Annotated in this window: 11 protein-coding genes; all 11 read right to left on the bottom strand. The window is 52.6% G+C overall.

Going from position 1 to position 12,838, the window contains the following annotated elements; genetic code table 11:
* Window positions 1-258: 258 nt before the first annotated feature.
* The 11 genes from KDC22_RS04865 to KDC22_RS04815 all read right to left on the bottom strand — a co-directional run bounded on the left by KDC22_RS04865 (window position 259) and on the right by KDC22_RS04815 (window position 12,757).
* Window positions 259-1,638, bottom strand: a complete 1,380-nt coding sequence (locus tag KDC22_RS04865) for an oligosaccharide flippase family protein (protein ID WP_173136652.1) — start codon at window positions 1,636-1,638, stop codon at window positions 259-261.
* A complete protein-coding gene (locus tag KDC22_RS04860; RefSeq protein WP_173136903.1) occupies window positions 1,604-3,034 on the bottom strand; it encodes an O-antigen ligase family protein in 1,431 nt (476 codons plus the stop codon). Before KDC22_RS04860 ends, KDC22_RS04865 begins: the two co-directional genes overlap by 35 nt.
* 98 nt (window positions 3,035-3,132) lie before the next feature.
* Window positions 3,133-3,906 carry a WecB/TagA/CpsF family glycosyltransferase gene (locus KDC22_RS04855; protein WP_211722245.1) on the bottom strand — a complete coding sequence of 258 codons (774 nt, stop codon included), beginning with the start codon at window positions 3,904-3,906 and terminating at the stop codon, window positions 3,133-3,135.
* Window positions 3,903-5,249 carry an O-antigen ligase family protein gene (locus tag KDC22_RS04850; RefSeq protein ID WP_173136656.1) on the bottom strand — a complete coding sequence of 449 codons (1,347 nt, stop codon included), beginning with the start codon at window positions 5,247-5,249 and terminating at the stop codon, window positions 3,903-3,905. The genes KDC22_RS04855 and KDC22_RS04850 overlap by 4 nt, the downstream gene beginning before the upstream one ends.
* Before the next feature lie 14 nt (window positions 5,250-5,263).
* Window positions 5,264-6,199 carry a glycosyltransferase gene (locus KDC22_RS04845; protein WP_173136658.1) on the bottom strand — a complete coding sequence of 312 codons (936 nt, stop codon included), beginning with the start codon at window positions 6,197-6,199 and terminating at the stop codon, window positions 5,264-5,266.
* Window positions 6,200-6,223: 24 nt separating this feature from the next.
* Window positions 6,224-6,913: a sugar transferase gene (locus KDC22_RS04840; RefSeq protein ID WP_173136660.1), complete on the bottom strand. Its 690-nt coding sequence runs from the start codon at window positions 6,911-6,913 to the stop codon at window positions 6,224-6,226.
* Window positions 6,914-6,981: 68 nt separating this feature from the next.
* Complete coding sequence (galU, locus tag KDC22_RS04835) at window positions 6,982-7,872, bottom strand: UTP--glucose-1-phosphate uridylyltransferase GalU (protein ID WP_173136662.1); 891 nt, start codon at window positions 7,870-7,872, stop codon at window positions 6,982-6,984.
* A 46-nt stretch (window positions 7,873-7,918) separates the two neighbouring features.
* Window positions 7,919-8,560: a CpsD/CapB family tyrosine-protein kinase gene (locus KDC22_RS04830; RefSeq protein ID WP_211722244.1), complete on the bottom strand. Its 642-nt coding sequence runs from the start codon at window positions 8,558-8,560 to the stop codon at window positions 7,919-7,921.
* On the bottom strand, window positions 8,544-9,284 hold the full coding sequence (locus KDC22_RS04825; RefSeq protein ID WP_173136666.1) for a YveK family protein: 741 nt from the start codon (window positions 9,282-9,284) through the stop codon (window positions 8,544-8,546). Before KDC22_RS04825 ends, KDC22_RS04830 begins: the two co-directional genes overlap by 17 nt.
* Window positions 9,285-10,666: 1,382 nt before the next feature.
* Window positions 10,667-11,302: a response regulator gene (locus tag KDC22_RS04820; RefSeq protein WP_173136668.1), complete on the bottom strand. Its 636-nt coding sequence runs from the start codon at window positions 11,300-11,302 to the stop codon at window positions 10,667-10,669.
* A 24-nt stretch (window positions 11,303-11,326) separates the two neighbouring features.
* Window positions 11,327-12,757: a sensor histidine kinase gene (locus KDC22_RS04815; protein ID WP_246553302.1), complete on the bottom strand. Its 1,431-nt coding sequence runs from the start codon at window positions 12,755-12,757 to the stop codon at window positions 11,327-11,329.
* Window positions 12,758-12,838: the final 81 nt, after the last annotated feature.

The raw sequence follows: 12,838 nt of genomic DNA, 5'->3' as shown, positions 1-12,838 counted from the left end.
ATGGTCCGGTGTGTGTCGTCGCTGCGAGAAAAGTTTGGGCTTCCGGCCGCTGTTGTCTTCTGATTTCCTGATTAGGACCGCGGCTGCGGTAGAAATCAGAAGACAGCTTATGCTTTCGATGCGAGCTTTTCTACGAAAAGCTTTTAGGCGGACGCTGACGCTCCTACAGCTCCAAATTTTCTCTACGCTCCTCCAAGCACCGTCCCATGGTTTTTTAGCAGAAGGGCAGTTCGCATCGTGCCTCTGCTCACTTTCCACTTACACATCCATAGGTTTCTTGCGAATATACGAATTCATCGTCGTCTTCATCCACTGAAGGTCCTGGGCGTTAATGAGCAGCCGCGGAAGCTTAACCTTCAGGTTGTATCTGATATTAAGAATAATGAACAGGAACCGCAGCACAGCCGATGAGAGCATAGCCACTCCGGCTCCGAACAATCCGAACTTCGGCACCAGCAGGAACAGCAGCGGAATCACGAGGATCAGGCCGACTCCCTGAAGGATGGATACGAACTTCGGCTTGCCCAGCGCCATGAACACCTGAGCCAGAATCAGCGTCCCGCCGCTGATGGTAACTTCCAGCAGCAGCAGGCGGAACACGGTGAGCGCGGTATTGAAATCCTTGCCGTAGAGCAGCGGGATGACAAACGGCGCTACCACCATCAGGAATACTGCACCAAGCAAAGTACAGGTAGTACTGATCCGGAAAGCCTTGAAGGTAAGGGCAACCGCTTCGTCCTTCGCCATCTCGGAGGCTTTCGGGAAGAGCACCACCGTTATGGAATTCGCGAAGAAGTTAACCATACGCGACAGGCTGACCGCTACCGCATAGAGCCCCAGATCCGCCGGTCTAAGCAGTCCGGCGATGATGATCTGGTCTATGTACACTGAGAACTGGCCGAGCAGATCATTACCGTATGAGCCCAGGCCGTAAGTAAATAATCTTTTGAAATTGCGGTAGGAATCCCGAAGCTTCACCTTGTAGGTCCGCAGCAGCAGGATGGTCATTCCAATGAACAACGGAACTGACGGGACCAGATAGGCCAGTGCGGTCGTATAAGGATTCATGTAGCCGGTCAGGATCAGAATGCCTATGGCTCCCAGTGTCAGCAGCGGCACCAGGTACCGCATCCAGTTGAAGGTTTTGTAATCCCCTCTGAACTGGAAGGCCGCATTGTTAATCTGTGAGATTACAATCAGCGGGCAGAGGATCATGGACCACTGGGCGAAGACCACCACCTCATGGCTGAAGGAGCCCAGCCAATAAGGGAGCACGAGTATCCCTACAGTCATTGCAAGGGTTCCGAACACAAGGCCGATCAGCAGGGCGATTCTGTACAGCACCCCGGCTTCCTGCGGATTCTTCTTGGCGTTGTAGATCAGCGCCGAAGGAATGCCGAAGCTCATGCTGAATGCCAGGAACTGCGACCAGTTCACCATGGCGGTCTGTTCCCCCCGCCCGGCCGGACCGAGATAACGGGCGGTCAGCACACCGGTCAGCATATTGACCAGCAGGATCAGCACGCTGACGAACATTGTTTTGACAGCAGCCGAGCTATTGTCCTTACTCTTCGTGAATCTCCGGAAGGTGGACCATACTCTGTTAGCGGGAAGTGATTTGGCGTTCGACTGCTGCATGCGGTGTTCCCTTCTTTCTGCTCTGAGTAAACTCTTTGGCGCTGAGTCCAAGTCCGATCAGCATCCAGATCAGATATCCCTTAAGACCGGGAAAACCGTTATCTGATACCAGGCTTACCACAGCTCCCATCCATGCTGCCAGCGACAGCCTGGCGTAGGGCTGCAGCTCATTCTTACGTGTAACTCTGGCGCCTATCTCCTTGATGACTGCGCCCAGCGCGCCGAAGAAGAACAAGGCGCCGAGGACTCCGAAGGTAAGCAGCAGGGCGATGAAGCCGTTATCCATGTTGCCATATTCGCCAAGCTCTCCGCCGTTGCCAAGCTTGGTGCCCTGGCCGACACTGCCGATCCCCTGCCCCACCGGATTGCCTGCCACCATCGGGAGCATATTCGTCCAGAGGCTGAGACGTTCATTATAGGAGTGATCCTCCTGCACCGAGGTGAGCGTCTCGACCCGGGCCACCAGACCCTCTGCTCCAGGCAGCTTGGGAACAATCCAGAAAAGCGCCGCGGCTACGAAGACCAGCTGAAGCAGAGACTTCCATTTGCCCTTGGAGGGAGAGGAAGCAATGTAGACCAGCAGCATCACCAGCAGGACCAGCCAAGCGGAGCGGACCAGCGTAGTCAGCAGGCAGACCACTACGAGCAGAACCCCGATCCAGCGCAGCGTGCCCTGCCATCTTTTCTCCAGAATCATCGGCACCAGGGCAAAGACCAGGAAGGTTGCCGCCGGACCCGGAGAGTTCAAGGTCGAGAAGACCCGGATCTCCAGCGGATACGGAGTACCGATCGAGATCATATCCGCATTGCGCATCCAGAAGGCATCCCACGGCGGAACGGTCAGATACTGCACAATCCCGTAGATCGCAACCAGCACGGCTATATTGGCAAAAGCATACAGCAGCCGGTCTATATCCTTCGGCTTGAACGGCGTTACCGCGAAGAATGGAATCAGCAGCAGCGGTACGATGTAATTCGCCAGATCGTATACCGAGCCGATCCCATTCTTCGCCAGGCCGATGATCGCGCCGTAAGCCAGTGCGATGGAGAACAGCAGAATGATCCGGGTGGAAGATTTGCGAATCCGGTGAATCTCCTTCAGTACCGGAATGGCTAAGGTAGCTCCGGTCAGCAGCGGTGCCAGACTGAGCAGGGATACGGAGTGATACACGCCTTCATACCAGTCGGCGATCCGCCGCAGCTCCGGGGCCACTGCCCAGATCAGCAAAGTGTACGGGATGAGCATCCGTGTATTCAGCAGGGCCAGCAGAAAGGCCGGAAAGAGGATACCTGCCAGAATGACACCCTGCAGACTGTTCGATGAGCTTAGCTTCGCACTGGCGAAGCCGATCAGCAGCGGCAGAATTACGGCTGCACCGCAGATCAAGGTCATCATGGCTGCCGACTTCACGGCTGTTGCCGATGGAAGACTCAGACTATTCTCATCTCTGCTTAGCATCTTCATTCCTGCCTCCTGTCTCCGCCGCTTTCGCTTCAATCTGTACTGCTGTTCTTCACTTTATCCCGTTTGCGCAGCTCCTTGAGCAGCAGCACCAGGAACTGGGCATCGTCGACCAGGTATCTCTTCCAGAGCCGGCCCGGCTCCTGGCTAAGCCGCCAGAGCCATTCCATTCCGGTTCTCTGCATGAAATCCGGGGCCCGTTTCACCGAGCCTGACAGGAAGTCGAAGGTTGCGCCCACACCGATCGAGATCGGCGCCTGATAGGAGGTATAGTGACGATAGATCCATTTCTCCTGCTTCGGCGCTCCCACGCCTACGAACACAATATCCGGCTGGCTCTCGGTCAGCATCTGGATAATCCGCTGGTTCTCTTCTTCGTTGTGCTCAAAGCCGTAGGAAGGAGAATAACAGCCGACAACATTGATGCCCGGGAAGGCTGCCTTCAGATTCTTCGTTGCCTGCTCTGCGACGCCTTCGGCGGCCCCCAGGAAGAACAACCGGTACTGTCTTTGTTCAAATGCGTTACCCAGCTGGCTGAACAGGTCAGCCCCAGATACCTTTTGCTTCAGCGGCTTACCGAGCATCTTGGACGCCCAGATCAGCGGCATTCCGTCGGCTACAACAGCCCCTGCTTCGGAATAGACCTCCCGAAACTCTTTGTCCTTGCGGAGCTTGATCACATGATCGACATTGCAGGTCAGGATGTAGGATTGGCTCCTTTCCTGAATGGTTCTGTCTATGTAATCAAGCAGGTCCATGAAATCATAGTTATCGAAATTGACATCGAACATATTCACTTGGTTCATCGTATCACTTCTTTTTGTGGGGAATCGGCCAGCTGTGAAGATCGATACAGGCAGTTCAGGTACCAACAGAACGGAATGATGAATTGGACCGTCGACAGCGTGTTATCCGTGAAAGAGTAGATCAGAAAAGCTGCAATAAAGAGCAGATAGTAAGGTTTCACCGCTGGTAAAAGTACCCTGTACACCAGAATAAACACAGCGAGTAAAGACAGCAGCAGCAGAATGGCACCGATGTATCCTCCGTCGTAGTAGAAGCGGATATACTCATTGTGAGGAACGACAAACCCGCCGTACAGCGTTCCGTCATTCGCCACCGTTACCGCTCCAAGCCCCCGCCCGGCATAAGGTGAATCCGCGGCTTTGTTCAAAAAGTACTCCCAGGCCTCCGCCCGTCCCGACAGGTCTATCCCGGTCTCGGTCGTCCGTTCAAAGGAGCGCTTCTTGATGTTGTCCAGCTGCATGTATACGGCCGAGGTAATGACCAGCAGCGAACACAGCAGCGGGATCAGAAATTTCTTCTTGCCCTTCAGGAAGGCGCGGGAGATATCGTAGAAATAATAGAGTACCATCAGCACCAGAGCCAGAATCGGCCCCCGTGTCCCCGTGATCACCAGAATGAAGAAATTCAGACCCAGCATGATGTAATTGAACCGGATGTACTGCGGGCTGCGTTTGATCTCAATGAATGCGATCGCTACTCCCATGAAGGCCAGCATAGCCAGGTGGGGCGGAATGTTCGCCCCCTGCACCCGCACCGCGCCTGTGAACTCAACAGCTACAAGTGAATGCAAGTTCGCAGCCTGCAGAACCACTCCCAGTAACATGCTGACCAGAGGCAGCAGGGTAATGATCCGGATCTGCTTCTCGGCTACTTCCTTCTTCCAGTTGATCAGCAACAGGACGAAGGGCAGGGACAATCCGATGAAGGCTTTGACCGCAATCGACGCGCTCATCTCCGGCAGCCAGATCGAGAAGCTGAAGGTGAGGAGAATCAGGGCCAGCATAGCCCATAAGGGAGGACTGAGACGGAACTTCAGACCATTGACCAGGATACACGGCACGAGCAGCATCAGAATAACCAGCTTGTAGAGCGACAAGATTTCGATACCGAACATACTGCCGCTGAACAAAAAGTTAATGGATACCGCCGTAGTCAGCAGAACGAAATAGCTGATCAGTTCGGGGCGTGACAGAGACGCTACCAGCAACAGAATGAGAAGTACGGCAGCTACCGCGATTACCGGCTGGAAGATGACGGCTGTTCCCAGGAACAGTGCAGATACGAGATAGAGCATTCCGTATGGCAATATATTTATTTTGGAGCCCCACTCAAAGTTAGTCATCTCTCGCCCTCCCCTCACCCCGCTGCGGATTCCCTCTTCCGGTTCCAGATCATATGGAGAGTTCCGCGAATACTCTCCAGCCGGCACTTATTGAGCAGCTTTCTTCCCTTACTGCGGGAGAGAACGGAGTCTGCCAGGATGTAGATGACTTTGGCTCCTGTTTTTCCCAGCAGCAGCAGGTGATCCTTCATCCCTTCGCTTTTCATGGCGTTCGATATGCCTTGGCTGTAGTACCGCTTCATGATCCAGTCCTCCGTCAGACGGTTCGCCGGAACGAAATGATCGACCTCCATCTCAGGATGGTAGAGGATAGAATGTCCCTCCTGCTGCAGCTGGCTGAACAGCCAGGTCTCCTCACCCGAGAGCAGCGAGTCGCCTTTGCGGCCCAGCTCCAGCGGGAACAGGCTGATATCGAACACCGGCTTGCGCATCGCCATATTGGCGCCGCAGGGATGAAGCCGCTTCGGATATTCTCTGATCCGGTTGCCCAGATCAACAATCGTGTAAGGAAGCTCGAACGGCTTAATCAGCCAATCCGGGCGTTTGCTCTCGAAGATCGGAGCGATTTTGCCGCCCATAGCCATCACTTCCGGCTTAGCCGCAAATGTGCTGACAATGGTCGAAATCCAGGTCCGGCAAGGAATCGCATCATCATCCAGAAAAGCAATGAGCTGCGATTTGGAAGCCAGAATGCCCGTATTGCGGGCTGCTGACAGCCCTTGAACCGGCTCCAGCAGATAACGGATATCCATATCATTACCATAGGTCCCGATGAACCCCTTGATAGCGGCCGCCGTATCATCCGTAGACTGATTATCCACCACGATGATTTCGGCCTGGTGCAAATTCTCCAGCGGCAGCAGCGAGTGAAGAGTCTTAACCAGCAGAGCTGACCGGTTATAGGTGCAAATGATAATGGAAATCTCAGGTACATCTCCGTGTACAAACATCGGCATCACCCAATTCCCATATTTTTAATACGCATTTTTGGAACCGAGCAGCATCAGGGCAGTCTTGACAATGATCTTCAGATCCAGCATCGTGCTCCGCATATGGATGTACGTCAGATCCAGTTGAACCATCTCGTCAAAGCCGACACTGTTTCTGGCGTTCACCTGCCAGTAGCCGGTGCAGCCTGGCGTAACCATCAGCCGCTGCTTGTCGTATTCCGTATACTGCTCCACCTCTTCAACGAGCGGAGGACGGGGACCTACGAGACTCATATGGCCCATCAGCACGTTCCAGAGCTGCGGCAGTTCATCAATACTTGTCTTGCGCAGGAATCTTCCGATCCGTGTAATGCGGGGATCATTCTTGATTTTGAACATCGCTCCGCTTACTTCGTTATACGCCATGAGATTCGCCTTCAGCTCCTCGGCATTGGAGACCATAGATCTGAACTTGTACATGGGGAACTGCTTCTCGTCCTTGCCTACCCGATTCTGGCGGAAGAACACTTTGCCCTTCGGGTCCTCCAGCTTAATCAGGACAGCCACCACTGCGAACAGCGGCAACAGGAACAGAAGACCCAGGGCGGAGAAAAGGATGTCAATCATCCGCTTCATGACCAGATAGGATTCCATTCCCTTTCCTTCATTGGCATGCAGCATGTAAAGTTTCGGCAGGACGGCCTCGTAGTCTTCCGGCAGTTTTTGCATGCTCATCTCTCCTCACTTCTCCTTAAAGGTTTATGCAGCATTTGGGAGCCATTCCCGCATCCGGGTTGACCGGCTTAGCTGCTGAGTGTGGTCTGTTCCGCTTTTTTCAGCCATTCCGCCATAGCATCCATGACCTGATAGCGTAAATCCTCGCTCGCAAGGGCAAATTCCAGTGTGGTCAAAATATAGCCCAGCCGTTCACCGACATCATATCTTGTACCGTCAAAGTTATAAGCATAGACACGTTCGCTCTGGTTCAGCTTCTGGATGGCATCCGTAAGCTGAATCTCGCCGCCGGCGCCCTTCTCCTGAAGGTCCAGATATTTGAAGATCTTCGGGGTGAAAACATACCGGCCCATGATCGCCAGATTGGAAGGCGCTGTTCCAAGCGCAGGCTTCTCTACGAAATTGTTAACCCGGTAGAGCCGTCCGTCCTGCAGATCCGGTTCGATAATCCCGTAGCGGTTCGTGAATTCATCAGGAATGACCTGAACCCCGATCACCGAATTCTGCGTTTCCTCATACTGGTCAATAAGCTGCTTCAGGCAAGGGACCGCGCCGGTTACAATATCATCGCCGAGCATGACGCCGAACGGCTCATCGCCGATGAACCGTCTGGCACACCATACGGCATGTCCCAGACCCTTCGGCTCCTTTTGCCGGATATAGTGAATTTCAACCTTGGAGGACCGTTGAACCTCCTTGAGCAGCTCCAGCTTGCCGTCTTCCAGCAGTCTGGATTCAAGTTCAAAGGCGTTGTCGAAATGATCCTCAATCGCCCGTTTGCCTTTACCGGTAACAATGATGATGTCTTCGATCCCGGAAGCAATGGCTTCCTCTACGATGTACTGGATCGTTGGTTTGTTGATAATGGGCAGCATTTCCTTAGGCATAGCTTTAGTAGCCGGAAGGAAACGTGTGCCTAACCCGGCCGCCGGGATAATTACCTTTTTTACCTTTTTCATCACACATACCTCCCAAGTAGTATCATTCACAAGCCGATTCCGTGTTCTATTTGGTCTGGTTCATCGCTATCCCGAGAATCCTTACACCTGTCTGCTCCATGAGGCCCTTCAGCTTGCGGAGAGATTCACGCTTCGTTCTGCCGTGTCTGGCGACAATGATCACCCCGTCCGAGAGCGGGGCCAGAATCCGTGCATCACTGTAATCCACCGCCTGCGGCGAATCCAGCAGAATCAGATCAAAGCTGGACTTCAGTTCCTCCAGCAGCCCGGCCATCTTCTCACTGCCGAGCAGGTCCGGCGGACTGACATGGGTGATTCCGGCAGGAATCACGGCCAGATTCGCCAGGCTGCCATAGACAGCAATATCCTTGGCTTCTTCGTAGCCGCTTAAGTAAGCGGCCAGCCCCTGGCTGCCTTCCACATCGAACACGCTGTGCAGGCCGGGCTTCCGCAGGTTGCAATCCACCACCGCCACCTTCTTGCCATCCTGGACGAAGGATACCGCCAGATTGGAGAGGATCGTTGTCTTGCCTTCGCCGCCTTCAGCAGAAGTGAAGAGCAGCACCTGTCCGCCTGCACCCTTCAGCAGCCCGAGCTGGCGGATATAGGTACGCAGCGAGCGGAAGGATTCGGAGACATGCGAGGACGGGTTCATGTCTGTAATTAGACTTCTATTCAGCCGTAACATATTTGCCCTCCCCTACTCTTGCCTTGTCGTTGGCCGCTTTGCCTAAATCGCGTTTCCGGATCGCCGGGATACTGGCAATGACCGGGATGCCAAGATCGAATTCGGCTTCCTTCTCGTTTCTCAGTGTACCGTTGAGCGTCTCCATCAGCAGAATGATGCCGACCGCTGCCATCAGTGAAACTACGAAGCTGATGAGAATGTTCATGGTCGATCCGCCGTTGACCGGCAGAGGCTGTGCTGTAGGATCAGCCGGGGTGAGGAACGTTACATTATCCAGGTTCATCAGTGCCGGCAGGCTGCGGATGAACGTCTGCGAGACCGCATTTACTATAGTAGCTGCGGTAGCGTAGTTGTCATCCTCCACGCTCAGGTTGATCACCTGGCTTTTATCCGAGGACTTGATCTGCAGCTTGGCGGCCAGTTGGCCCGCTGTCAGGCCGAATTCCGGATGCTCCGCGATGACACTCTTCATAATCGTTGGTGACTTCATGATTTCCTTATAGCTCTCGATGAGGTTAAGACTGAAGTTCAGTGCGTTGAGATTATTGCTCTCGGGGACATTTACAACATTGTTGACCAGTAGCTGTCCAGAGGCGGAGTAGACGGGTGCAACGAAGTTTTTGCTGACATAGAAGGTGGTGGCGCAGGAGATAAGCACAAACACCATGATTAACCATAATTTTTTCTTTATCAGGTTAATGTAATCCAGAATCGTCTTTTCCACAGTAACCCTCCTTCCGCTTGTGTTCGTTTTGAAAGCAATCATGAAAGTTTCAGATGTCTTGCTATAATTCTAACAATGCGCAGCATTTATCACATGCCCCCTAGCATCACTTTACACTTCACTTTCGAGTAACCCCGTTTGGTTCGATTGAGGGGGCGGATGGTATACTTTAGTACCATATGACTGGAAAATACTAACACCAACTGTGAGCCATACCGACTCCAGGTGTAACAGTGAGTGGTTTGAGCGCCCGGATCATGGGCAGCTCATGTTAATTTTCAGAGCGAATATACAGGCCTCATTCACCCAGGCTTCATTCACTCCGGCCAGGATGCGTGTACTAGAACACAAGTGGAAACGGTACCGCCCTTCAGAAGGACGGTACCGTTTCAGCGAGAAATAGAAGGATAAGTTATCGTGTGCAACATATAAATTCTTATATTTCAAATAACCCCGCTGAGCAGGGCCTTATCTTCGTAGACGAATCCCAAGAACCAGACACCTTAACTAATTAAACAAACTAAACATAACATCCTACACCCTGCGAATGATTGGCTGAAGCTAGACGCAGGTATTACAGCCTTCAAGTAACTCGGGGGTTGTTCCATTTGGACTAATTTCCTCCTGTAGGCCGCGTGATGGGGCTAGTCCGGATCCGGGGGAATCAGGTGCACTAATGCTCCTCCTTGGCTCATTTGGGGCGCATCATAGGAATTCAGGTGTACTTTTACTCCTCATTGGCTCATTTGGGGCGCATCCCAGGAGTTCAGGCGCACTTTTGCTCCTCATTAGCTCATTTGGGCCGCATCTGGGGGATTAGGTGCACTTTTGCTCCTCCTTGGCTCATTTGGGGCGCATCCCAGAAAATCAGGTGCACTTCTGCTCCTCATTGGCTCATTTGGGCCGCATCCCAGGAATTCAGGTGCACTAATGCTCCTCATTAGCTCATTTGGGCTGCATCCTAGGAATTCAGGTGCACTTTTGCTCCTCCTTGGCTCATTTGGGGCGCATCCGGCATCATCAATGGGATTTATCCCATTCATTTCAGCACCTTGCCCACTTTCGGCGGATTCAGAGGGATTTATCCCTTTCATTTCCGCACCTTGCCAACTTTCGGAGGAATCAGAGGGATTTATCCCTTTCATTTCCGCACCCCACCCACTTTCGGCGGAACCTCGCCAACCGCCAACTTTCGCAGGATTCAGAGACGGGAACTAAAATCACATTTTCCCAAAACGCAAAAAACCCAAAACGCAAAAAAAACACGGACAGCATTGTCCGTGTTCGATTCCCTCATTCGTGCCATGTACTTTTCCTAAACGTGCTATGTTACATTCCTCAACTGCGTTATGTTCCATTCCCCATCACGTTCTTAGGTATAATTAATCGTATGACATCTCGTATTTGGTAAGCCCGACCGCATTGGCATATAAGGCCGCCTGTGTCCGGTCTGCCACCTGCAGCTTCGCCAGAATCTGGCTGACATGCTTCTTGACGGTGAATTCACTGATGAACAGGCGTGAAGCGATTTCCCGGTTGCAGGCTCCCTGTCCAAGCTCGATCAGGACTTCCTTCTCTTTGGGGGTAAGCTCATCGGTTGGACTGTTCCCGCTCATCCGCATCTTGTCTTCCATCAGTCCGGGATCGTAATACTTCCTGCCCTTGTGGACCAGTTGAATCGCAAACAGCAATTCCTCGGGCAGAGCTTCCTTCAGTACATAACCGTCTACCAGCACTTCTTCCGCCTTGAGGAAATCTTCCCGGCTGGCCGAGGACGTAAGCAGGATGAACTTGCATGAGAATCCGCGTACGCGTGCTTCTTTGATAATGTCGAGGCCTGATTCATCGGCAAGCTTCAGATCAATCAGCACAAGATCAGGCTGTATCTCCTCTATAACGAGAAGAGCTTCCTGGCCATTCGTTGCTTCGCCGGCAAACTGCAGATTGGACTGCATGGAAATTACAGATGCCAATCCTCTTCTCACCAAAGGGTGATCATCAACAATGACGATTTTCACTTGGAACGACCTCCTGCCTAAAGTTTATGCATTTTTCAGTTCAGCCACACCGACAGGTATAGAGATTAAAATTCGGGTCCCAGCATTCTCACTGCTGGACAACTGGAAATCACCACCAAGGGACTGTGCCAGATATTGCATATTCTTCATTCCCAGTCCGCCTGAGTGCTCCTCAGACTCGGTCCAGATCAAGTCCGTATCGAATCCGACGCCATCGTCAACAATCGATAGTCTGATCCATTTCGGCTTCAGTGACAGTTCAACATCCACCCGGCTGGCAGCACCATGTCGTATGGCATTGCCTGTAGCTTCCGAAATAATCCGGAAGAGTGCCTTGTGGTAAGGATAAGGGAGACTGAAATCATCCCCCGTTATTTTCAGTTCAATTTCCACATCGTTAAGTCTGGACAGGCTTTTGAGATGTGAGCGCACCATCCCAAGCCAGCTGGGGCCGCCGCTCTTCTTGGAGCTGAGACTGTAGATCGTAATCCGCAGCTCCTTGGCAACCTTGGTGGCTGAATCATGGATAAGCTCAATTTGCTCCTCCAGCTCCCTGTCGGACATTTTGCGCCAGGTCTGCTTCAGGGAATGGGTCGCATACACGATGCCAAAAAGACTCTGGGAGACACTGTCATGCATCTCATCGGCGATCCGGTTCTGCTCGTTCGTGATGATCAGCCGGTTCTCAATCACGCCCAGTTCATGGCGCTCAAGAATAATCGCACTCAGCTCCGACAGGAACATCAACTGCTGGATGTACCATCTGCGGCCTTCCAGCCCTTCCGAGGCTTCCAGCTTCACTCCAATCATACCGACGAACCTGGTGCTCATCCTTACCGGCATCAGCAGGAAGTCCCCGAGTCCCGGCATACTCTTGAATACCGGTTCCCGCTGCAGCCTCCATTCATGCTCATGCTTCTCCAGTTCCATGAACAGAGAGCGCTCCTCCTCATGCTGCCAACCGGTCTGGCGGCTCTGCGGAGCGGGCTCCCCGCTCTTTTTGGCGAACCAGAACAGGGCCTTCTCCAGCTTGGTAAGCTTGACTACATAGTCGGTAATCACCTGGCCAATATTCATGAAGTCATGCTGGCTCGAGGTTTCTACGATGTGATACAGTGATTTGATATGTTCCATGGTATCGTTCGTCCGCGCGTTTGCTTCCTCCCGCTGCCGCTTTATCCCGTTAACCATTTGCATAACTATAACCGCAAGTGCCAGGGCTAGAAACAGGTTACCATTGGCAATCATAATTTCGGCGAAGGTTATACCGCTGGAATCCGAATAAATATAGCCAGCAGCAGCCACAATGGCGACATAACCAAGAGTCAGCGTCCAGGCAAAATAAAAAGAGAGCGAACCCGCCGCAATCAGCACCGGGTTAAGTGCATATAGCTTAAAAGGACTATCGTATCCTCCAGTAAATAACATCAACACCACAATTAATGCCGTCTCCATGCCGATAACAAGCATAAGAGTCCGCGTTCTTGCACGAAACCTCCGGTAATACAACGTAAAGAGTTGAGCAAATAAGAATAG

Origin of the sequence: Paenibacillus tritici (genome assembly GCF_018207515.1) — a bacterium.
Taxonomy (GTDB): domain Bacteria; phylum Bacillota; class Bacilli; order Paenibacillales; family Paenibacillaceae; genus Paenibacillus_AQ; species Paenibacillus_AQ tritici.
The sequence above is the reverse complement of the archived record's forward strand: the minus strand, read 5'-3'. Positions and strand labels throughout refer to the sequence as shown.